This is a genomic window from Polynucleobacter sp. AM-7D1, from assembly GCF_018688455.1.
Classification (GTDB): Bacteria; Pseudomonadota; Gammaproteobacteria; order Burkholderiales; family Burkholderiaceae; genus Polynucleobacter.
The window spans coordinates 528581-551557 of sequence record NZ_CP061319.1 but is presented as its reverse complement, the minus strand read 5'-3'; the positions used below and the strand labels follow the sequence as shown (position 1 = coordinate 551557).

At 47.4% G+C, this 22977-nt stretch carries 22 protein-coding genes; 11 read left to right on the top strand and 11 right to left on the bottom strand.

Translation table 11 applies throughout. From position 1 onward, the window contains the following. Positions 1-13: 13 nt before the first annotated feature. The 4 genes from GQ359_RS02900 to GQ359_RS02885 form a co-directional block, all read right to left on the bottom strand. Positions 14-589: a TMEM165/GDT1 family protein gene (locus GQ359_RS02900; protein WP_215387426.1), complete on the bottom strand. Its 576-nt coding sequence runs from the start codon at positions 587-589 to the stop codon at positions 14-16. Between the two features lie 72 nt (positions 590-661). Continuing rightward, positions 662-1780, bottom strand: coding sequence for an alanine dehydrogenase (gene ald, locus GQ359_RS02895; RefSeq protein ID WP_215387425.1), 1119 nt, complete (start codon positions 1778-1780; stop codon positions 662-664). A gap of 10 nt (positions 1781-1790) precedes the next feature. Then, the gene (locus tag GQ359_RS02890) at positions 1791-3116 is read right to left on the bottom strand and encodes an amino acid permease (protein WP_305848981.1); all 1326 of its coding nucleotides are present in this window, start codon (positions 3114-3116) and stop codon (positions 1791-1793) included. 302 nt (positions 3117-3418) lie between these two features. Continuing rightward, complete coding sequence (locus GQ359_RS02885) at positions 3419-4168, bottom strand: ThiF family adenylyltransferase (RefSeq protein ID WP_215387423.1); 750 nt, start codon at positions 4166-4168, stop codon at positions 3419-3421. 22 nt (positions 4169-4190) lie between these two features. Between GQ359_RS02885 and pdxH the strand changes: the two genes are divergently transcribed. After that, positions 4191-4826: a pyridoxamine 5'-phosphate oxidase gene (gene pdxH / locus GQ359_RS02880; protein WP_215387421.1), complete on the top strand. Its 636-nt coding sequence runs from the start codon at positions 4191-4193 to the stop codon at positions 4824-4826. Between the two features lie 29 nt (positions 4827-4855). Here the strand turns inward: pdxH and msrA are convergent, their stop codons facing one another. Next, entirely contained in the window at positions 4856-5428 is a 573-nt protein-coding gene (gene msrA, locus GQ359_RS02875) for a peptide-methionine (S)-S-oxide reductase MsrA (RefSeq protein WP_215387420.1), read from the bottom strand. A gap of 52 nt (positions 5429-5480) precedes the next feature. Here msrA and GQ359_RS02870 point away from each other — a divergent pair, with 52 nt between their 5' ends. Next, positions 5481-6884, top strand: a complete 1404-nt coding sequence (locus tag GQ359_RS02870) for a coniferyl aldehyde dehydrogenase (RefSeq protein WP_251367912.1) — start codon at positions 5481-5483, stop codon at positions 6882-6884. 21 nt (positions 6885-6905) lie between these two features. Here GQ359_RS02870 and leuE read toward each other — a convergent pair whose 3' ends face one another. After that, on the bottom strand, positions 6906-7571 hold the full coding sequence (gene leuE, locus GQ359_RS02865; protein ID WP_215387419.1) for a leucine efflux protein LeuE: 666 nt from the start codon (positions 7569-7571) through the stop codon (positions 6906-6908). Between the two features lie 251 nt (positions 7572-7822). Between leuE and GQ359_RS02860 the strand changes: the two genes are divergently transcribed. Beyond that, positions 7823-9376, top strand: a complete 1554-nt coding sequence (locus GQ359_RS02860) for a DEAD/DEAH box helicase (RefSeq protein WP_215387418.1) — start codon at positions 7823-7825, stop codon at positions 9374-9376. Between the two features lie 2 nt (positions 9377-9378). Next, positions 9379-9951 carry a chorismate lyase gene (locus GQ359_RS02855; protein WP_215387417.1) on the top strand — a complete coding sequence of 191 codons (573 nt, stop codon included), beginning with the start codon at positions 9379-9381 and terminating at the stop codon, positions 9949-9951. Here the strand turns inward: GQ359_RS02855 and GQ359_RS02850 are convergent. Both GQ359_RS02850 and hemC read right to left on the bottom strand, forming a co-directional pair. After that, positions 9948-10757, bottom strand: a complete 810-nt coding sequence (locus tag GQ359_RS02850) for a uroporphyrinogen-III synthase (protein WP_215387416.1) — start codon at positions 10755-10757, stop codon at positions 9948-9950. The two genes, GQ359_RS02855 and GQ359_RS02850, sit on opposite strands and share 4 nt — an antisense overlap. A 6-nt stretch (positions 10758-10763) precedes the next feature. Then, positions 10764-11744 (bottom strand): hydroxymethylbilane synthase, encoded by a 981-nt coding sequence (gene hemC, locus GQ359_RS02845; protein ID WP_215387415.1) that lies wholly within the window; start codon positions 11742-11744, stop codon positions 10764-10766. Between the two features lie 43 nt (positions 11745-11787). Between hemC and argH the strand changes: the two genes are divergently transcribed. The 3 genes from argH to GQ359_RS02830 are packed head-to-tail and all read left to right on the top strand — an operon-like array spanning position 11788 to position 15292. After that, positions 11788-13206, top strand: coding sequence for an argininosuccinate lyase (argH, locus tag GQ359_RS02840; RefSeq protein WP_215387414.1), 1419 nt, complete (start codon positions 11788-11790; stop codon positions 13204-13206). A 5-nt stretch (positions 13207-13211) separates the two neighbouring features. Beyond that, complete coding sequence (locus GQ359_RS02835; RefSeq protein ID WP_215387413.1) at positions 13212-13763, top strand: TRAP transporter small permease subunit; 552 nt, start codon at positions 13212-13214, stop codon at positions 13761-13763. Next, entirely contained in the window at positions 13760-15292 is a 1533-nt protein-coding gene (locus GQ359_RS02830) for a TRAP transporter large permease subunit (protein ID WP_215387412.1), read from the top strand. Before GQ359_RS02835 ends, GQ359_RS02830 begins: the two co-directional genes overlap by 4 nt. A gap of 46 nt (positions 15293-15338) precedes the next feature. On the opposite strand, the gene GQ359_RS02825 is transcribed toward GQ359_RS02830, so the two are convergent. From GQ359_RS02825 to GQ359_RS02815, 3 genes are read right to left on the bottom strand one after another with little or no spacing between them, the layout of a single operon-like run. Further along, on the bottom strand, positions 15339-17606 hold the full coding sequence (locus GQ359_RS02825) for an arginine/lysine/ornithine decarboxylase (RefSeq protein WP_215387411.1): 2268 nt from the start codon (positions 17604-17606) through the stop codon (positions 15339-15341). Between the two features lie 39 nt (positions 17607-17645). After that, positions 17646-18212 (bottom strand): dCTP deaminase, encoded by a 567-nt coding sequence (gene dcd, locus GQ359_RS02820; protein WP_041484826.1) that lies wholly within the window; start codon positions 18210-18212, stop codon positions 17646-17648. A 41-nt stretch (positions 18213-18253) separates the two neighbouring features. Beyond that, positions 18254-19096, bottom strand: coding sequence for a formate dehydrogenase accessory sulfurtransferase FdhD (locus GQ359_RS02815; RefSeq protein WP_215387869.1), 843 nt, complete (start codon positions 19094-19096; stop codon positions 18254-18256). Between the two features lie 134 nt (positions 19097-19230). Between GQ359_RS02815 and metG the strand changes: the two genes are divergently transcribed. The 4 genes from metG to panC all read left to right on the top strand — a co-directional run bounded on the left by metG (position 19231) and on the right by panC (position 22962). Beyond that, positions 19231-20901: a methionine--tRNA ligase gene (metG, locus tag GQ359_RS02810; RefSeq protein WP_215387410.1), complete on the top strand. Its 1671-nt coding sequence runs from the start codon at positions 19231-19233 to the stop codon at positions 20899-20901. Between the two features lie 147 nt (positions 20902-21048). Then, positions 21049-21240 (top strand): DUF3460 family protein, encoded by a 192-nt coding sequence (locus GQ359_RS02805; protein ID WP_371743052.1) that lies wholly within the window; start codon positions 21049-21051, stop codon positions 21238-21240. Next, positions 21233-22114 carry a ScpA family protein gene (locus tag GQ359_RS02800; protein WP_215387409.1) on the top strand — a complete coding sequence of 294 codons (882 nt, stop codon included), beginning with the start codon at positions 21233-21235 and terminating at the stop codon, positions 22112-22114. Before GQ359_RS02805 ends, GQ359_RS02800 begins: the two co-directional genes overlap by 8 nt. Continuing rightward, positions 22111-22962, top strand: coding sequence for a pantoate--beta-alanine ligase (panC, locus tag GQ359_RS02795; protein WP_215387408.1), 852 nt, complete (start codon positions 22111-22113; stop codon positions 22960-22962). The genes GQ359_RS02800 and panC overlap by 4 nt, the downstream gene beginning before the upstream one ends. The last annotated feature ends 15 nt before the right edge of the window (positions 22963-22977 follow it).

Genomic DNA, 22977 nt, shown 5'->3' with positions numbered 1-22977 from the left:
GACCAATTTCGCCCTAACCCCAGATGAGGGTGGCGACACCAATGGCGATGAAGGTCACAGCAGCTACCGCATGCACCCATTTAATCGGCATGCGTTTAGTGAACTTCTGACCAATCCAAACAGCTGGAGCGTTGGCCAACATCATCCCCAAAGTGGTGCCAATGGTGACCGAGACAACATCGGAATACTTAGCTCCTAGAGCGATAGTGGCAATTTGGGTCTTATCTCCCATCTCGGCCAAGAAAAAAAGTCCAACCGTGAGCATGAATACCTGAAGGGCTCTATCAGCTACTTTAGATCCAGCTGCATCATCAATGTGATCAGGCACCAAGAGCCAAAGACCTATTCCTAAAAAGCTCAAACCTAAAATCCATTTAAGAATGTCTGGACTCATAAAGGTAGTGAGCCAATGCCCCAGCAAAGCCGCGCAAGCATGGTTGGCAATTGTCGCAATCAATATCCCACCAATAATGGCGAGAGCTTGTTTTGGGTAGCGGGCAGCCAACATCAAGGAAAGCAGTTGGGTTTTGTCGCCCATCTCAGCCAGAGCGACTACGCCAGTAGAAAGAGCTAATGCAGATAAGTCCATGCATTGAATGATAGAGGAAAGCTTGGAGCTAAAACCTCCAAGTCATTCCCTCTTGCGACTTCGATGAAAGTACTATGCAGCCAATAACTCTTCTGCTGATACAAAATCTACTTTCTGCGCTTTAGCAACGGGCTCAGAAGTGAGATTTCCTCGATGCACACTTAAGCCATTTCGCAAATGATGATCATGCGAGAGTGCTCTCCCCATTCCTCGATTTGCCAAAGCCTCAACAAATGGATAAGTCGCATTCGTCAATGCAAAGGTAGAGGTTCTCGCAACTGCTCCAGGCATATTTGCTACGCAGTAATGCAGAACACCATCTACGATAAAGGTAGGATCAGCATGCGAAGTGGGCTTGGATGTTTCAAAGCAACCGCCTTGATCGATTGCGACATCCACCACTACTGCACCCGCCTTCATTTTTCGAACCATTTCTCTTGTCACTAGCTTTGGTGCTGCAGCCCCAGGTAGCAAGACAGCGCCGATCACAACATCCGCCTCACAAACCTCCAATTCAACCAAAAGTGGGTCAGCGTAGAAGGTTCTGACGCGATTGCCGTAGAGCATGTCAATCTGTCTTAAGCAATCGATATTGCGATCGAAAATACAAACATCAGCACCCATACCTACAGCCATCTGCAAGGCATTACGCCCCACTACACCCGCTCCCAATATAACGACCTTTGCAGGCGCTACACCTGGCACACCCGCCATCAAGATACCCAAGCCTCCATTTGTTTTCTCAAGATGGATGGCTGCTGCTTGGATAGACATCCTGCCCGCAACTTCACTCATCGGAGCCAAAAGAGGCAGAGCGCCATTACATGAGGTAACTGTTTCATAAGCAATACAGCTTGCACCTGAGGCTAGTAATGCTTTGGTCTGCTGTGGGTCTGGAGCGAGATGTAAATAGGTAAAGAGGATTTGATCTTCACGCAACATGGCGCATTCTTGGGGCTGAGGCTCCTTAACCTTGACGATCATCTCTGCCTTTGCAAAGACCTCAGCAGCACTGTTGATCAAGGTGGCACCAGATAGACGATAAGACTCATCGCTCAAGCCAATTTGTTCACCAGCTCCACGCTGTACTAGGACAGAATGTCCCTGCTTACATAAGCCCCTGACATTACCCGGGGTTAAGCCAATACGAAATTCATTATTTTTTACTTCTTGAGGTACGCCAACAATCATTTCAATCTCCTTATTTGAATTCACGACTCAGTTTTGTTTTGCGATGTAAGCCAACGATGTAGAACATGGCGAGATACACACCTAATAGACACGGACCCAATACCAAGGCAATCCGTGCATCCTCATGAAAGCCCATCAACACCACGACCAAGGTAATAAATGCCAATGCAAACCACGAGGAATAGGGCCACCAAGGCGTGCGATAGGCCAACTCGGCAATCTGGGATTTAGTCAGTGAGCGACGAAATTGAATTTGGGTGAGCAAGATTGCAATCCACACCATTAATCCAACAAAGGTAACTGCAGCCATAACGTACTGAAATGCTTTATCTGGAACGAAGTAGTTCAAGACCACTCCGGTCATACATACTGCTACCGTCGCCATCACTGCTCGATGTGGAACACCATACTTGGATAGCTTGGCAAACGGGGAAGGTGCATAGCCATTCACTGAGAGCGCATATAAGAGTCGCCCACCACTAAAGATCCCGGCATTACAAGATGACAAAGCGGCAGTGATCACTACGAAGTTAATGATGCCAGCGGCCTCGCGCAAACCAATCCGCTCAAACATCACTACAAATGGACTTCCTTGTTGCCCAACTTCATTCCAAGGGAAGATAGCCAAGATGACAAGAATCGCACCCATATAAAAAATCAAGATGCGCCATGCCAATGAATCAATTGCCATCGGAATGGTTTTGCGTGGATTCTCTGCCTCACCAGCAGATAACCCAATCATCTCAATACCAACGTATGCAAATAAGACCATCTGCAGGGAAAGCAACATACCGCCAACACCGTTAGGGAAGAAGCCGTCGTGCTGCCAAAGGTTACTGAAACCAATCGGATTCCAGTCATTGGTAAAACCAAAGAAGATGACTGAGCTTCCCAAGGCAATCATGGCCACAATAGCAACGACTTTGATGAGAGCAAACCAAAATTCAAACTCACCAAAAACTTTTACAGCAATGAGATTGATTAAGCCCATCATCAAGATGGAAGACAAAGCCCAGATCCACTGAGGTACATCAGGAAACCAAATCCCCATATAAATACCAACAGCAGTGACTTCAGCTATTCCAACAACGATCCAGTAAGTCCAATAGCCCCACCCGACCATATAACCCGCTAGCGGTCCTACATAGGTATTGGCATATGCAGCAAATGAACCAGCAACCGGTTCATGCACTGCCATCTCACCCAAGGCGCGAAGCACAATGAATGCAACGATACCGGCTAGTAAATATCCCAGCAAGATGGAAGGTCCTGCGATCTGAATCGCGCTTGCCGAGCCCAGAAATAATCCAACACCAATAGTGGAACCCAAAGCCATCAGGCGAATGTGCCTTACTTTGAGGTGGCGCTGTAAACCAGTTTGTTCAGTCTGCAAAAGAGACCTCCTTTCGATTTGTCGTTGGTAAATCACCAACGAGGCAAAGTCTAGGGAGGACTGAGCTTCTACACTAGGGGATAAAAATGCGTAAAGTGCTTAAACAATTAAATATGGTGCAAGAGAAATCTTTGGGCAAAGAAGATACAGGCTTGATGGGGAAATAATAAATTTTGGATGACATCAGAATCCGTAATTTCCTACAGGGATTCCCCTTAAGGATTTATTGCTCAGCTTCAGAAATCTTACTGAATAGCAATGAGATTTAAGACTTCAGCAGCAGCAGCTAAACCACAAGCTGCAGTCACCATCACTGTTGACCCATAACCAGAACATGCAAGGCCTCCACTAGCAACACCTGCACGAGGCTGATGGGAGTAGATCGCACGAATACCAATTTTTCTTTTCAGGTTTCTAGAAAATCCATGATCCTGTCTGAGGCCCTGACGCACCTTTGCCAATAAAGCATCTTGCTCAGTTCTAGACAGGTCATCACATCGCACGGAAGTGGGATCTGATTTTCCGCCAGCTGCACCGCACATGACTAGAGCACGCTGATTTTTATTAGCCCAAACTGCTAAGGCAATTTTGGTTTGCACCGAATCGGTTGCATCTAAAACAATTGCGCCTTCTGGAATCAGGGTATCCAGATTTTCTGGCTCCAAAAATGCATCATGACTAGTAAGCTTGATATCAGGATTAATTTGGCGAATGCGATCAGTCATCGCCTGTACCTTAGCTTTACCATACTCACCTTCAAGAGCATGTAGCTGACGATTAGTATTGCTTTCGGCAATGTGATCAAAATCAATCAAGACCAGATGTCCAATAGCCGTGCGCGCCAAAGCCTCAGCAGCCCACGAACCTACCCCACCTAATCCAGCCACAACAACCGTGGCAAGACGAAAACGTTCACGCAACTCTGGGCCGTATAGCCGGGCTACACCTCCAAAACGACGATCTTCTGCGCTCTCTTCAATCTTGTCTTCTGCCATAGCTTCTCTTTATACTGAAAAAATGGACTCCATCGCTCAACTTCGCAAAAACTATACCTTCGGTCAACTTTCAGAGACTGAGGTTCCACCCAATCCACTGAGCTTATTTCAGCTTTGGTTTGATCAAGCTATTAAAGCGGAGTGTCCAGAACCCAACTCAATGACTTTGGCCACTGCAGATGCAGCAGGCAATCCATCAGCTCGTATTGTCTTACTAAAAGGGGCGGATGAGACTGGCTTTACCTTCTTTACTAATTACGACAGTCAAAAAGGGAAAGAGTTAGCCGTTCGACCACAGGCTGCCTTACTGTTTCATTGGCATGAACTAGAGCGTCAGGTTCGTATTAAAGGGGTGGTTGAGCGGGTCAGCCCTGCCGAGAGCGATGAATATTTCCAGTCTCGCCCAGCAGCCTCCAGAATTGGTGCTTGGGCATCACCTCAAAGCGCTGAAATTCCGAATCGAGAATTTCTTGAAGAAGCTGAAAAGCGCTTCGCGGCCGACTTTGGAGATAAACCACCTAGACCCGATCATTGGGGAGGCTATCGCTTACGCCCTACTGAAATTGAATTCTGGCAAGGGCGACCATCGCGCTTACATGACCGCATTCACTATCAACTCGATGGGGCTCAATGGCGTATTACTCGCCTAGCACCCTAACTGATTCGACTGCACTTGACCTGATTGCTCTAGCGAAACTCTGGCGCAATCAGAGATTGAAACTTGGCTCTAAATTTAGCTAACTTAGGAGCAACAACTGCCCTGCAGTAACCCTGCCCAGGATGCTGGCGGAAATAATCTTGGTGATAATCCTCGGCTGGATAAATAACGGGCGCAACATCAATTTGGGTCACTACTGGATTGGAGTAGATCTTTGCATTCTCCAACTCTTTGACCACCTCATGGGCCGTGACATTTTGACTTTCACTGTGAGTAAAAATCACTGATCGGTATTGAGTACCATGATCATTGCCCTGATAGTTCAAGGTAGTTGGATCATGAATAACAAAAAAGATTTCCAATAAATCACGATAAGACACTATCGTCGGATCGAAATAGACATCAACGATTTCAGCATGGCCAGTTTGACCTGAGCAAACGGATTCATAATCAGGATTAGCTAACGCCCCTCCCGCGTACCCCGAAACTACAGCGCTGACACCTAAGATTTGCTGGTAAACCGCTTCCAGGCACCAGAAACAGCCGCCACCTAAGGTGGCGCGCTCAAGAATGAGGTCATTTTTAAGGATAGTGTTGTTCATACCTTTATCCTAATACCTTATTCAATCATTTGCTTGCTTCACATAAAACCCCATGTCGATAAATCGTTTCACACTCCAATTAGACGAAATCAAGGCAGCCTATGCCGCAGAACCAAACCCCACATTAGCGGTTCGCCTTGAACGAATTGGTCGCATTGAAAAAATGCTCGCCGCTAATGAAGAAAAGATCTGCAAAGTCTTAGCCGCAGATTTTGGTACTCGTCATTCGATTGAGAGTCGACTCCTAGAATTTCAGATGGTCTATCAGGCATGTAAACATGTCCGTAAGCATCTCAAAGAGTGGATGAAGCCGCAACTAGTCTCAACACCAGCATTCTTGGCCTCCTCTCATGCTTGGACACAAATGCAGTCCATGGGTGTGGTGGGCATCATGAGCCCCTGGAATTACCCGGTCCAACTAGCATTAGTTCCTGCTATTGCGGCTTTTGCGGCGGGTAATCGAGTTTGGCTCAAACCTTCAGAAAGAAGTTCACGCACTTCTGGATTTTTGGCAACATTAATTCAAGAGTATTTTCACCCGATCGAATTTTGTGTCACCGTTGGCGGCACTGAAGTTGCAGAATCTTTTGCAGCACTTCCATTCGATCATCTCTTCTTTACTGGCTCTAGCAACATTGGCAAGAAAGTGATGCGTGCTGCTGCAGACCATCTAACGCCAATCACTCTTGAGCTAGGCGGCAAATCGCCAGCGATTGTTGACCCATCTGCCAAAATGAAAGATGCAGCCGCAAGTATTATTTACGGCAAATTAGTGAATGGTGGTCAAACCTGTATTGCCCCGGATTACGCCATAGTTCACTCAAGTGTTAGCGAAACCTTTATTCAGGAATTGCAAAATGCTGCTCAAGAACAATTTTCCAATCCAGAAGAATTCACAGGTGCAATTGATGAAAATCAGTTAGCACATTGGCATCAACTGGTTAAAGACGCAGTGAATCGTGGGGCAAAAGCAATTCCCTTGCTCTCTACTCCTAAAAATCTTGGGCTGGCATTCATGCCTGTAGCACTCCTGAATGTTTCTGAAGATGCGCTCGTCATGCAAGAAGAGGTGTTTGGACCCATTCTGCCAATCGTAACTATTAATGATCTTGATTCCATCATTCGCTATATCAATGAACGGCCTAAGCCATTAGCCCTGTACTGGTTTGGTAAAGAGAAAAAGGTAATGCAGCGAATTCTCAATGAAACTCGTTCTGGTGGTGTAACAATCAATGACACCCTCTTGCATGCAGCAATAGAGGATTTACCTTTTGGTGGCATCGGCAGAAGCGGTATGGGTGCCTATCATGGCAGAGCAGGTTTTGATGCATTCAGTCATCGCAAATCCGTCTTAGAGGTTGGCGGTTTCTTGGGTCTCAAGTTCTTAGGTGGAACCAAATTGGCAAGGCCACCTTATCGCAAGGGTGTTGAGCGCTTATTACGCTGGCTCAAATAAATACTATCGCTGGGTTTAGGACTAGAGCAATAGCTTTGTAGCAAATCCAACTAAAAGTATCCCAACGACAATCCAAAGAATCGCAGCATAGCGAGAGTGCTTTTTAAAGAAGCCCAAAAAATATTGCCCTAAAAATATCAAACCAGCCAAGTAAGTCATGCTGACCAGCTGTAGCACAACAGCAAGATACAAAAAGGTATCAACAGGATGCGTGTAGCCCGGTTGAATGAACTGCGCAAAAAATGAAACAAAGAAAAAGATCGCCTTGGGATTGGTTAAGGACAATGTCAATGAAGCAATTAAGGGGTGCACTGAGCTCAAATAATGCGCTCCGACATCTTCAGTAACAACTGATTGATCTCCACGCCAACGCCGCATTCCATCTCGTATGAACCCATAACCCATCCATGCCAAATATGCGGCACCTAGCAAACGTATGAAGTTAAATGTGGATGGCGATGAGTTGAGTAAGGTAGCGGCTCCTAGGGCAACACCCATCATCAGAATGGCATCCCCAATAAAAATCCCGAGCGATGCCCACGCTCCCGCGCGCCAACCTTTCAGTGAAGCAATCGTTAATACATACAGAGAATTTGGACCGGGAAATAAGATGGTAAAAATCACGCCCAGCAAATAGGTAGGGAAGTCGACGATGCCAACACTTGAAGGTGAAATAAACCAATTCATCAGCCCATCATAATTAAATTCGGGAAAACCCTTGTAATTGGCTCCTCAAAATGCCATAATAGGAGGCTTTTTAAAGCAATTTGATTCATCGCCCCCCAGCTATATTTCAGCGCATCGTTTAGAAGTCATAAACACCGAAGTTAAAAATCGCGCTGCCGCCTGTCTGATGGTCGATGCCTTTGACCATCACACTCAGTAAAAAACAGAGAGTGTATACACGGAGACATCCCTTGAAAGGGATGTGTAATAGCATGACTTTTTCTAAAGAAACCAATCCCTCTGGAAATGATTTCCAGAATTTCGCCCTCGCGGCGCCACTCCTTAAAAACGTTGCTGAACTGGGTTACACCCAAGCCACTGAAGTGCAAGCTCAGGTTATTCCTGTGGCTCTCGCTGGCGGTGACTTATTAGTCAGCAGTCAAACTGGTAGCGGTAAAACCGCAGCCTTTTTATTACCCTTGATTAATCAACTGATCGAGGACAACCCAAACGGCTCACCTGTACCAGGTCGCGCACAACCTAAAGTGTTGGTGCTCTGTCCTACTCGTGAATTAGCTCAACAGGTTGCCGCAGATGCAGTGAACTTAGTTCGTGGCATGAAAGGCATCCGTATTGCAACCGTCATGGGCGGCATGCCTTATGGCAAGCAAATCCAAGCCCTGAAAGGCGCATTGTTAGTTGTCGCAACCCCTGGTCGCTTGCTCGACCTGACCGACAGCAAAGCAATTCGCTTAGATGACGTTAAGCAACTCGTTATCGATGAAGCCGATCGCATGCTCGACATGGGATTTGCTGATGATCTCGAAGCTATTGATAAGCGTTGCGCTGGTCGCACCCAAACTTTGATGTTCTCTGCAACTTTTGCACCAAAGATTATGTCTTTGGCTAATGAGTTAACCACTAACGCTAAGCGTATTGAGCTTGCACATGCTGGCGAAAAGCACGCGAACATTGAACAGAAGCTGCACTGGGCTGACAGCATGTCACACAAGCATAAATTGCTCGAGCACATTTTGGCTGATGCCTCTTTGGATCAAGCAGTTGTGTTTGCAAGCACTCAAGTTGAAAGTGAAAAAATTGCTGACACCTTACGTGCAAATGGTTATGAAGCTAGCGCCTTACACGGTGCAATGCCTCAAGCTGTTCGTATGCGCCGCCTTGAATCTTTGCGTAAAGGTCACACCAAGATTTTGGTTGCGACTGACGTAGCGGCTCGCGGTATTGATGTACCACGCATTAGTCACGTGATTAACTTTGGCTTGCCAATGAAACCTGAAGACTACACGCACCGTATCGGTCGTACTGGTCGCGCTGGTCGCAATGGTGTTGCTATCACTTTAGTTGAGCATCGTGATCGCGCCAAGATTCGCAATATCGAACGCTTTACACAGCAAGACATCGTTGCCTCAGTCATTGCCGGCCTTGAGCCGCAAGCTAAGCCTAGCTTTGGTGGTGGCGGTGGTCGCCCAGGTGGCGGTCGCTCTGGCGGCGGCTTCGGCGGTGGTGGTCGTTCTGGTGGCGGTGGTGGCCGTTATGGTTCTGGTGCTCGCTCAGAGTCTCGTTCTGGTGGCGGAGGCGGTGGTAATCGCTCAGGCAATCATTTCGAATCTCGCTCTGGCGATTCCCGTCCATCTGGTGATTCACGCCCTGCTGGTGGCAATCGTTTTGCTGATTCACGCCCTGCACGTTCTGCTGACTCACGTCCTGCTGGTGGTAACCGCTCTGGTGATTCACGTCCATCCGCTGGTCCACGTTTTGCTAAACCAAAATCTGGCGGTCAACGCAGAAACTTTAGCGGTAGCTAAAAATGGTTCACCGTCGTCGTCTCCGTTCTGCATGGAATCGAGTCGATTCCGGTGAATTGCATCAGGCGCCACGCAAGTGGCAGGCCTGGCTAAGTGATACCGGTTCTTTAACCCAAAAAATTGAACGTGCAATTGGACAAAAACTAGAGGTAGTAGTTCTGCGAGATTGCCGGCAAAACCTAAATAGCGACGAGAGTCGCTATTTTCATTTCAAGATCAAACGTTGTCGTATCCGTGAAGTGCTGCTTTGTGTAAACGGTGTTCCACTAGTCATGGCTCACAGCATTATTCCCATCAGTAGCTCTAGTGGCAGTAATCACGAGATTTTACGTTTAGGAAAGAAACCTTTAGGAGCGGTGTTGTTTGCTAAAACACGCATGCACTCCAAGAAAAAACCTTTACGTGAAATTACTCGACTGGATAAACGAAGTGCCTTATGGAAAAAGTGTTTCCAGCAATACCCAGAGCTTCCCTCTGTGAGTTGGGCAAGACGTACGCTCTATCAACTGAAGGGACGTCCACTCCTGGTGAGTGAAGTATTTCTGCCTGCCCTGCTCAACTACCCCAGTAATTAGATGGATAGCCAAGCTTGCGATGCGGCAATTAAAGCCTCATCACCAGGCTCGCAAGTAAGCACCTCACCAAAGCCAATTTGCTCAGCGGCATCCGCAATATTGTGATGTGGACAAATGGCTGTTGCCAGATCTAAGGGCAATGTTGCTTGACCCAAATAACGCACTGCCTCAGATGAGGTTAGTAACCAAAGTGATTTTGCAAAATCCATCTCATGGACATCATTCCAGGCGGAACTATTGAGATCTAATGGTACCCGGGTATAAACAGAGAAAGCCTCAACTTGCGCCCCAGCCTGTTTTAAAGTTTCAGCTAACCAGTCGCGCCCACCCTCACCTTTAAAGATGATGACTTTCTTGCTCGACCAATCCCAGTTCAGGGCCTGCAATTCAGACCAAAGGCCCTCGGAATCCCACTGCACATTACTTTGAGGAAGAATAATTTTTGTAGCATTGCCCTCAAGACCAATACCGTGATTGTTGAGGGCTGCCAAACTACTTCCTCCCATCACACCTATTGGTAATGGCCGATCAGATACCTCTTGCCAAGATCTTTCCAGCAAACGCATCGTGCATTCAATTGCATTGGGGCTAACAAAAATTGCTAGGTCTGCAGACTTGAGTGCTGCAGTGATCCGCTCTACTAAAACATCATCACCCTTCGGGACAATTGTCAGTAGTGGCAAAGAAATGATCTTGGGGACTGTGTCTTTCGTAAACCCGCTATCTACTAAACTTGCCTGTAAGGCCTCCGACAATTGACGTGCCTGTCCGCTGGGACGGGTAATGACAATAGTCTTGTTGCTCATTGGGTTTTACTTAGGTAGACCGTTTGGCAATAAATGCTCTGCACCCTGAGCAATCAGATCTCGCGCAACTGAGAGTCCAAGCGCTTCCGCATCTTCTACACTTTTTACAGCACCTTGAGCACTAGCCAAGCAACTTGCAGTGCCATCGACACTAGCGACAAAAGAACGGATATTCATATGATCTTGATCCCATGTGGCATAAGCCGCTAAAGGTACCTCACAAGAACCACCGAGTTGACGCGACACCATACGCTCAGCAGTGACCGCATAGAGAGTTGGCAAATCATTGAGGGGGGCTAACCACTCTTGAATATTGGGATGCTTGCTCAAAGTTTCGATACCGAGTGCACCCTGCCCTGCAGCTGGCGTATAGGGATCAATCGGTAACAGCGCACGAATACGACTTTCCAAACCAAGTCGCTTGAGACCTGCAGCGGCCAAAATAATGGCTTGATACTCACCACGATCGAGTTTGCCCATACGAGTATCTAAATTGCCACGCAAAGGTTGAATCACTAAGTATGGGAACTTGGATCTCAGGACCGACTCACGGCGCAAGCTAGAAGTGCCTACCACTGCGCCATTTGGTAAATCCTCCAGGCTGGCGTAATCATTAGAGACAAATGCATCATGCGCATCTTCCCGAGCCATCACGCAGGACAAATCAAAACCCTTAGGCATGACCATAGGCACATCTTTAAGGGAGTGCACAGCCAAATCAGCCCGGCCGTCTTCCAAGGCAGTTTCGAGCTCTTTCACAAATAAGCCCTTACCACCCACTTTAGAGAGGGCCTTATCCAGTATTTGGTCTCCCCGGGTAGTCATACCCAGAATCTGCACGTCGCATGCTGGATAGAGCTTTTTAAGGCAATCTCGGACGTGTTCCGCCTGCCACATGGCAAGGCGACTCTCACGGGAGGCAATTACCAGGCGCTGAGGGGTGGCAGATACAGGGGAAGTGGAGCTAGAAATAGGGGTTTGGGACATAACATTTAAAATAAGCAAAGACCTACACCAATATACTGCGTTTATGAGCTCATCAAAAAATTCCCTTGCCAACAAAGCCCAAGCTTGGTCGGCCCGTTTTAACGAACCCGTTGACGAACTAGTTCAGCGTTATACCGCCTCCATTGGCTTTGATCAACGTTTTGCCTTAGTCGACATTGCTGGATCTTTGGCTCACGCTGAAATGCTGGCCACCCAAAAGATTATTAGCGCGCAAGATTTAGCGGATATTCAAAAGGGTATGGCTCAGATTAAGGGTGAAATTGAGGCTGGTGAATTTAACTGGCAACTCGCTCTGGAAGATGTCCATCTGAATATTGAAGCTCGCCTCACGGAATTAGTCGGCGATGCCGGAAAGCGTCTTCACACTGGTCGTTCACGTAATGACCAAGTCGCCACGGATTTACGTCTGTGGTTGCGTGGTAGCGTGGATCAAATTGCAGCCACCCTCAAAACCTTGCGTATTGCTTTGCTGGATCTTGCGGAGACCCACTCTGCCACGATCATGCCTGGCCACACTCACCTGCAAGTAGCGCAACCCATTACTTTTGGCCATCACTTAATGGCTTATTACGAAATGTTTAGCCGTGATGCTAGCCGCTTGACTGATCTTCGTGCTCGCTTTAATCGTCTACCGCTTGGTGCTGCTGCATTAGCCGGAACTACCTACCCAATTGATCGTGAGCAAGTTGCCAAGACCCTTGGTTTTGATGGCATCTGCAATAACTCGCTTGACGCAGTATCTGATCGTGACTTTGCGATTGAGTTCTGTGCCTTTGCTTCCATCTTAATGATGCACGTATCTCGCTTATCTGAAGAGCTTGTGCTTTGGCTCAGCCCACGCTTTGGCTTTATTGATTTACCAGATCGTTTCTGCACTGGAAGCTCCATCATGCCGCAGAAAAAGAATCCAGATGTACCAGAATTGGCGCGCGGTAAAACAGGTCGCGTATACGGCGACTTAATCTCTTTATTGACCTTAATGAAGAGTCAGCCACTGGCATACAACAAAGATAACCAGGAAGATAAAGAGCCATTGTTTGATGCTGTTGATACCGTGCAAGATACATTGCGTATCTTCGCTGATATGGTCCCACATATTCAGGTGAAAGCAGATGTAATGAAGGCTGCCGCTGAAGAAGGTTTCGCCACTGCAACTGACTTAGCTGATTACTTGGTCAAAAAAGGTTTGGCTTTCCGTGATGCTCATGAGGCCGTAGCTCACGCTGTTAAAGCCTGCGTTGGTCGTAACTGCATGCTTACCGATCTCACCCTATCGGAATTACGCTTTGCCTGTGGCTTAGATAATCGCCCTGAACTCATGGGTGATGATGTCTTTACCCTCTTAACGGTAGATGGCTCGGTAAATTCTCGTCAACATGCTGGCGGTACTGCTCCAGCGCAAGTGCTTGCTGCCATTAAACGGGGTCGTGCAGATCTCTAAACTGCATGGGCTTTTGGGGAACGCTCTCAACAGGAATTGACCGTCTAAATCAATTCTTGGGCAAGGCAGCCAGCATCATGATCTTGCTGTCTTGCGTTGTATCAGCTCTCAATGCACTACTCCGCTATAGCCTAGATATCAGTAACAACTGGCCACTAGAATTGCAGTGGTACCTCTTTGCTGCTGCCGTCATGTTGGGCGCCTCTTACACACTAAAACGCAATGAACATGTTCGCGTCGATTTAATTTACTCGCAGCTTTCTGATCGCGGACGTATTTATATTGACCTCTTTGGTTTGATTTGCTTTTTAATGCCAGCCTGCATTCTTTTTACCTGGCTATCTTGGACTACTTTGTTTTATCCCTCATGGTTAGTCTCAGAGCATTCGCTCAATGCAGGCGGTTTGTCACGCTACCCCATTAAATTTATTGTGCCTTTTGGTTTTTTTATGTTGAGTCTGCAAGGCTTATCGGAAATCATTAAACGCATTGGCGTAATCAAAGGTAAAGAAACATTACCTGTAGCCGATCTCCATTATGAAAAGCCCATGCAATGATTCCACTTGAATGGATGCCACCGCTCATGTTTGGCGGACTCATTGTGTTTATGTTGATCGGCTTTCCGGTGGCCTTTTCTTTGATGGCTGCAGGATTATTTTTTGCTGGCATTGCGATCGCTGAGAATTTCTTTGGCATGCCGTTTTTACAAGCCATTCCCCAGCGCATCTTTGGCAGCGTCCTCGCAAACGATCTCCTGCTAGCCATTCCTTTCTTTACGTTCATGGGCGCCATACTAGAGCGCTGCGGCCTTGCAGAAGAAATGCTGGACTCCATGGGTCAGCTCTTTGGGCGCATTCGCGGGGGTCTGGGTTACTCGGTGATTATTGTCGGATTCATTCTCGGGGCGATAACTGGCACTGTGGCTGCTCAGGTGATCGCTATGGCGATGATCTCCCTGCCCGTCATGATGCGCTATGGATATAACATGCGCTACGCTACGGGCGTTTTAGCGGCCTCTGGAACCATTACCCAGCTAGTACCTCCCTCTTTAGTCCTGATTGTTCTGGCTGACCAACTCAAAACCCAGAGTGGTAGTGCTGATGTGGGGAGCATGTATCTTGGTGCTTGGGGCCCATCTCTTCTGCAAATTGGTCTTTTTGCTGTCTACACATTCTTCCTCTCCCGCCTTAGACCAGATTACCTACCCCCCGCGCCGGAAAATGAGCTCACCCTTAGAGGCTGGGCGCTCTGGAAAAAATGTCTCCTAGGGATCATTCCCTCGGCAATACTGATTTTCTTGGTACTGGGAACCATCATGACTGGCATTGCCACTCCAACCGAGTCAGGCGCGATGGGTGCGATGGGTGCATTGCTATTAGCCTGGATACGCAGAGCCAGTATCCCCAATCTCAAAGGATTGATTCAAGAGGCTTATCAAAACACGATGCGCATTACTGCCATGGTGGTCTTCATCTTGATTGGATCGACTTGCTTCTCGGTTGTCTTCCAGGGTGTTGATGGAGGTCACTGGGTTGAAGAATTGTTTTCCAATCTGCCAGGCGGCTGGGTTGGCTTCTTAGTGCTTGTGAATCTATTTGTATTCTTTTTGGCTTTCTTCTTGGACTTCTTTGAAATCGCCTTCATCGTTGTGCCTTTGTTAGCACCTGTGGCAGTCAAACTACTTGCACCAGTTTTACTTGCCTCCATGAATGGCAACCCCCAAGCCGCTGCAAGCGCTGCACTAGTGTGGTTTGGCGTGATGCTGTGCGTGAACATGCAAACCTCATTTATGCATCCACCTTTTGGATTTGCACTGTTCTATCTTCGTGGGGTAGCACCGAAAGAAGTGAAGAGTAGTGACATCTATTGGGGCGCATTGCCTTGGGTTGCCCTACAACTGATCATGGTGATTGTTGTAGCGGCATTCCCAGCACTAGTCACCACCTTCTTGGATAAGCCTGCAGCAGTGGTCCAGAGTCAAGAATTTAACTTCACTGGAAGTGGTGAGGCTGAATCAGATACATCACCAAACAAGGCAGATGAAGATGCGCCAGTATTATTTCAACTGGATAAGCAAGGCAAATAAAAACCACCTACAGGTGGTTTTTATTTAGCAGGCATGCAGACGTACTTTACAAAGTAATATCCGGCTCCTGCCTTACACAATCAACGTAGTACTCACTTCGTCCATCGATATCTCCTTTAACCAGACCGTGAATATCGGTCTCAAAGCCTGGGAAGCGCTCATTGAAGTCACGAGCAAAGTAGAGATAGTCAATGATGCGTTTATTGAAGCGCTCGCCCGGGATGAGGAGCGGAATACCTGGAGGATATGGAGTTACCAGCATTGCGGTAATCCGATCTTCTAATTGATCCAAGGGAACACGATCTACTTTTTTATGCGCCATCTTGGCCCAAGCTTCCGAAGGCATCATTGCGGGCACCATGTCTGAGGTGTACATCTCAGTCGTCATGCGAGCTACATTGCGACTCTTATAGAACTCATGAATCTGTTGGCAGATATCTTTGAGGCCAACCCGCTCATAGCGAGGATGTTTAGCCACAAACTCTGGAAGCACTTTCCACAGCGGGGCATTCTTATCAAAGTGATCTTTAAATTGCTGTAGTTCGGTCACCAAAGTATTCCAACGGCCTTTAGTAATACCAATGGTGAACATGATGAAGAAGGAGTACAAACCACACTTCTCTACGATCACGCCGTGCTCAGCCAAGTACTTAGTAACAATACTTGCTGGGATACCCATAGAACCGAAGTTGCCCTCAACATCCAAACCAGGCGTCACTACAGTCGCCTTGATGGGGTCAAGCATATTGAAATCTTTGGCAACATTACCAAAATCATGCCAGCTTGCATTGGGCTCCAGAATCCAATCTGAACGCTCGCCAATGCCTTCTTCAGTTAAATGATCTGGGCCCCAGACCTTAAACCACCAGTCTGCACCAAACTTATCATCCACTTCACGCATTGCACGACGAAAATCCATTGCCTCTGCGATAGATTCTTCAACCAAGGTTGTGCCACCCGGAGATTCCATCATGGCAGCAGACACATCGCAGGAAGCAATGATGGCGTACTGTGGGCTGGTCGATGTGTGCATTAAGTAGGCTTCATTGAAGCAGTCGCGATCGAGCTTGTGCTCTTCTGCATCCTGCACCAATACTTGTGAAGCTTGAGAGAGGCCGGCCAATAACTTATGAGTTGATTGGGTAGCAAACATCAAACTCTTTTTGGTGCGCTTGCGATCTGCGCCGATCGCGTGCATGTCCTTGTAAAAAGGGTGGAATGCAGCGTGCGGCAACCAAGCTTCATCAAAATGCAATGAGTCTACTTTTCCATCAAGCATCTCTTTAATCATCTCGACGTTATAGACAATACCGTCATAAGTACTTTGAGTGAGCGTCATGACGCGTGGCACTACGTTCTTATCTTTAATGAATGGGTTGGCATCAATTTTCTTCTTGATGTTCTTCCATTCAAACTCTTCTTTTGGAATCGGACCAATAATGCCCAGATGATTACGGGTTGGCATCAAGAAGATGGGGATCGCGCCCATCATCGTAATCGAATGAATCACCGACTTGTGACAATTGCGGTCCACCAGCACCACATCGCCAGGGGCAACAGTAGAGTGCCAAACAATTTTGTTTGATGTGGATGTGCCATTGGTTACAAAGAACAAATGATCAGTATTAAAGATACGCGCAGCGTTGCGCTCACTTTGCAATACAGGACCAGTGTGATCCAACAACTGACCCAGTTCTTCCACCGCATTACAAACGTCAGCACGGAGCATGTTCTCGCCAAAGAATTGATGGAACATACGACCCACTGGGCTCTTCAAGAAAGCAACACCACCAGAGTGGCCCGGGCAATGCCAAGAGTAAGAACCTTCAGACGCGTAATTAGTCAGCGCGCGGAAGAATGGCGGCGCTAATGAATCTAAGTACACCTTCGCCTCACGAATAATGTGACGCGCCACAAACTCTGGCGTATCTTCATTCATATGAATGAAACCATGTAACTCACGCAAGATGTCATTTGGCATATGACGTGAAGTACGAGTCTCACCATATAAGAAGATTGGAATATCTTCATTTCGCTTACGCACTTCAGTAATAAAGGCGCGCAAGTTATTTAATGCTGGCAAGTCATGGTCTTCAGAGTCAGAAACAAACTCTTCATCATCAATAGACACAATAAAGCTAGAGGCGCGGGAGGCCTGCTGTGCAAAGGATGTGAGGTCTCCATAGCTAGTCAAGCCAATGACTTCCATGCCCTCGTTTTCAATGGCTTCCGCTAAGTCGCGAATACCCGAACCTGAAATATTTTCAGAGCGAAAGTCCTCATCAATAATGATGATTGGAAAACGAAATTTCATGAGTAGCCTTTAAACTCGCCAATACGGCGATTAAATAGATTAAGTCTTCGGCAAAGTTACGCCGACTTGGCCTTGATACTTACCGCCACGATCTTTGTACGATGTGCCGCACACTTCATCGCTTTCAAAGAACAAAACTTGTGCACATCCCTCACCGGCATAAATTTTTGCAGGTAATGGAGTCGTATTAGAAAACTCGAGTGTGACGTAACCTTCCCACTCCGGCTCAAATGGAGTGACGTTCACAATAATTCCGCAACGCGCATAAGTACTCTTACCAACGCACACTGTTAATACACTGCGCGGTATCTTGAAGTACTCAACTGTTCTCGCCAAAGCAAAAGAGTTGGGAGGGATGATACAAACTGGGCCCTTGAAATCTACAAAGGATTGCTCGTCGAAATTCTTTGGGTCAACGATAGTGCTATTGATGTTCGTGAAAATCTTGAACTCATCAGCGCAACGAATGTCATAGCCATAGCTTGAAGTGCCATAGCTCACAATTTTTTGCCCGGCGGCATCTTGGCGGACTTGCCCAGGTTCAAATGGGCTGATCATGCCTTGCTCGCCCATGCGGCGGATCCAGTGGTCAGATTTAATAGTCATGGCCGAATTGTAAAACCATCGCAGGGCCTATGACCACGAATTTACGAGGTAATAGGCAGGGAGGTAAAAATCACCCTCTCAGGGGCGTTGAAGATCTCAAAATGCTTGCCCGAGCAGCGGGATAGAAGTGTGAGATTGGTTTTGCGGGCGAGCTCCAAACCCATTAGAGTCACGCCGGAGCGGGTCAACAAGAAAGGAATACCCATCTGAGCCCCTTTAATGACCATCTCCGAGGTGAGGCGCCCGGTAGTGAAAAAGATTAGGTCTTTGCCCTGCTTATCTGCCAGCCACATCAGGCCCGAGATTGAGTCTACGGCGTTATGCCGCCCAACGTCTTCGATGAAATGCAGAAGGCGGACATTATTATTGCCATCGCGCTCAAACACAGCGCAGGCATGAACCGAGCCAGATTTCTTATAGATGGTGTCATGAACTCGAATGCTATCGATGAGGGCTACGATTGCCTCTTGGGTTAATTGAGGGCCGTCTGGCAATCTAATTTCTGCCATCTCCTCAATCAAGCCGCCAAACATCGTACCCTGCCCGCAACCCGTAGTCACCACGCGCTTACTGGTAAGGGCATCGATGTCCACTGTGCTGCGGTGAGTTTTGACGGCAGCTGAATCCGTCTCCCAGTCGACCTGAATGCTAGCAATATCGTCTGGGGACTCTACTAGGCGCTGATTACGCAAATATCCCAATACGAGGGCTTCAGGGGCGCTCCCTAAGGTCATCAAGGTGACGACCTCTCGCTTATCCAAGTAAATGGTTAAAGGGCGCTCTCCAGGAATATGGGTGGTCTTAATGCGGCCTGCTTCATCCATGATCTGCACCTCGTGCACCAAGGGCACGGAAGCGTTAGACATCTGAATGTTGTGGGGCAAAGCCATAAAACGCCTCTTAAATAGGTTCAAATCGGTATTAACTTTAACCGCAGACTAAAATTAGTGCTGAAGTGAGGGCTCAAGCCCCATAATCTTGTATTCCCAATTGTTGAATTTATTTCTTTTAAGTCCGCATGAGTAGCCCCAAACGTCGCCTGCTAGTTACCTCCGCCTTGCCTTACGCTAATGGCCAGATTCACATTGGGCATTTGGTGGAATATATCCAGACAGATATTTGGGTGCGCTTTCAGAGAATGCGTGGTCACGAAGTCCACTATGTTGGCGCTGATGATACGCACGGCACTCCAATCATGTTGCGTGCCGAAAAAGAGGGTCTTACCCCTAAAGAACTTATCGCCAATGTTTGGAAAGAGCACAAGCGTGACTTTGATGATTTCTTAATCTCTTTCGATAACTATTACACGACAGATAGCCCCGAGAATGAAAAGCTATCTCAAAGCATTTACCTCAAGTTACGTGATGCTGGCCTAATCGAAATGCGCTCGATTGAGCAAGCGTATGACCCTGTTAAAGAAATGTTCTTGCCGGATCGCTTTATTAAAGGTGAATGTCCCAAGTGTGGCGCTAAAGATCAGTATGGAGATTCTTGTGAAAAGTGCGGAGCAACCTACTCCCCAACAGATTTAAAAAACCCGTTCTCTGTAGTGAGTGGTGCAACACCGATTAAAAAGGTTTCCGATCATTACTTCTTCAAACTATCCGATCCTCGCTGTGAAACTTTCTTGCGTGAGTGGACCCAAGTAAAAACTCCCTTACAACCTGAAGCTCGTAACAAAATGAAGGAATGGGTTGGACAGCCAGGAGATAGCAAGCTTGGTGACTGGGATATCTCCCGTGATGCCCCCTACTTTGGCTTTGAAATCCCCGACGCACCTGGCAAGTATTTCTATGTTTGGCTTGATGCGCCGATCGGCTACTACGCTAGCTTCCTCAACTACTGCCAGAGCAAAGGCTTGAACTTTGAGGAATGGGTTAAGCCCGATACAACAACCGAGCAGTACCACTTTATTGGCAAAGACATTCTGTATTTCCACACACTCTTTTGGCCAGCAACTCTGCACTTCGCAGGCTACCGCACACCAACCAATGTATTTGCTCATGGCTTCCTCACTGTCGATGGCGAGAAAATGAGTAAGTCGCGTGGCACATTAATTTCTGCGCATAGCGTAATTGAATCTGGTTTTAATCCTGAGTGGTTCCGCTATTACTTTGCGACCAAACTGAATGACAGTATGGAAGATTTGGATTTAAACCTCCAAGACTTTGTTGCGCGAGTCAACAGCGATCTATTGGGCAAGTACATCAACATCGCCAGTCGTAGTGCTGGCTTCTTGGTAAAGCGTTTTGGTGGAGTAGTTTCTGATGCAGCAATGGAGAATGCATTGCTTGCTGATATTAGATCCGCCAGTGAAAAAATTGCTGAGCTGTATGAAGCTCGTGAATATGCCAAGGCACTGCGTACCATCATGGAGCTGGCAGATAAGGTCAACGCCTTCGTTGATGAGAACAAGCCTTGGGAAATCGCCAAAGATCCAGGCCGAGAATCTGACTTGCAAGGAGTCTGCAGTGTGACCTTGGAGGCATTCCGCCTATTAAGTCTCTATCTCAAGCCGATCTTGCCTCAAGTCACAGCGGGAGTTGAGGAGTTCCTCTCAGTCCCCGCCATGACCTGGAATGACCTTAAAACGCCGCTCTCCAGCCAAAACCCAATCAAAGCCTACAAACACCTCATGAGCCGTGTTGAGGCGCCTCAAATCGAAGCTTTATTGGCCGCAAACCTATAAAAACAGCCTCAAAATGGCGAATTTCTAGGAATTAGCCAAAAAGTCGGCAGGTTTGTAGGGAAAATCGTTAATAATGATGGGCTAAGCAGTTAGTTGCTGCAGGGTAATTTTTGCAAGTTATTGAATTAATTAAGAATTTTAGGAAATATGATGGCTAGATATACATCCGAATTCACCCAGTTCTTAAATGAACTTAAATCCGAGAAACCGCACCTCGAGGCAGGTCAACAAGCTGGTCGCGCCCTCCTCTGGGATAAGGAACCTTTAACCACTGAAGATCAACGTCGCGCTAAAGCAGCCAAATTAAAGCAGCGCGCTTACGTCTACTCGAATGACTAACTCAGGTAGTTCCTTGGGATCTGAGCCAAGCGTTCAATCTGAGTTGCTCGATAGCACTCCCTCGGTTACCGATGGAATGTCTGCGGCATTCGCCAAGTTATATGGTGAGCCCTTATTCAAGCTCCCAACAGATCTCTACATTCCACCTGATGCCTTAGAGGTTTTTCTGGAGGCATTTGAAGGTCCGCTCGATCTCCTTCTTTACCTGATTCGTAAACAGAATTTCAACGTACTTGATATTCCGATGGCACAGGTGACCCAACAATACCTGAGTTACATCGATCAAATCCGTCATCACAACCTAGAACTCGCTGCCGAGTACTTATTGATGGCCGCTATGTTGATCGAGATTAAATCGCGCATGCTATTGCCAATGAAGAAGGCTGATAGCGATGAAGAGGTTGAAGATCCACGTGCTGAACTGGTTCGCCGCCTCTTGGAATATGAGCGTATGAAGCTCGCTGCGCAAGAGCTGGATCAAATTCCGCAGCATGGGCGTGACTTCCAAATCGCTCATGGGTATGTTGACACTACTGTTGCCGTCACCTGGCCTGAGGTCAATCAAGATGATCTACAAATGGCTTGGCGTGATGTGTTGCATCGTGCAAAACTCAATCAGCACCACACGATTACTCGTGAAGAACTATCCGTACGCGATTTCATGACACGCATTCTGCGTCGCTTACAAAGTACTAAATTCGTCGAGTTCGGCGAGCTATTCGAAGAAGCCATTAAGTCTGGCAAAGGCATTCCGATAGTAATCGTCAACTTTATTGCGATGCTAGAGCTCTCTCGCGAAGCCTTAGTTGAAATTACTCAGGCTGAGCCATATGCGCCAATTTATGTGCGTCTCGCCTATACCCCTGTTGCATGAAAATAATTAGCGATATACAAGAGTTGCGTGACCACTTACGTGGACAAAATCGCGCTTCCTTTGTGCCGACCATGGGCAACCTCCATGAGGGCCACTTATCTCTCATGCGCCTTGCCAGACAACATGGCGATCCAGTTGTTGCTAGCATCTTTGTTAACCGTCTCCAGTTTGGACCAAATGAAGATTTTGATAGCTATCCGCGCACGATGCAGGCAGATATCGATAAACTGGAAAAAGAAGGTGTGTATATCTTATTTGCACCCACTGAAAGAGACCTCTACCCACAGCCCCAAGAGTACCGTGTAGATCCGCCACAGCAGCTAGGCGACATCCTAGAAGGTGAGTTCCGCCCCGGCTTCTTTAAAGGTGTGTGCACTGTTGTACTCAAGCTTTTGTCTTGCGTCCAACCCAAAGTTGCCGTATTCGGGAAAAAAGATTACCAACAGTTGATGATTATTCGCCAGATGGCAAAACAGTTTGCCCTCCCAGTCGAAATCATTCCTGGTGAAACGATTCGGGCTGAAGATGGCCTTGCCCTCTCCTCTCGCAATGGCTATCTCTCAGTTGAAGAGCGCGTAGAAGCGCCTGAGCTGCAGAAGGCTTTAAAGGAAGTCCGGGCACGCGTAATGGACTTAAGCGAGCGCAATGCTCATTCACTAATTGAGATTGAGAAGAATGCGGTAAATCTTCTGACTAGCCGCGGCTGGCAACCCGATTACATTGCGATTCGCCAGCAAAGCGATTTAGCACCAGCCTCGGATGAAAGCTTGCAAGCTGGCGAGCCGCTAGTGATTCTGACAGCTGCCAAGCTTGGTAAAACACGTTTGATTGATAACCTAGAAATTTAATTTCTAGCTTGTTGT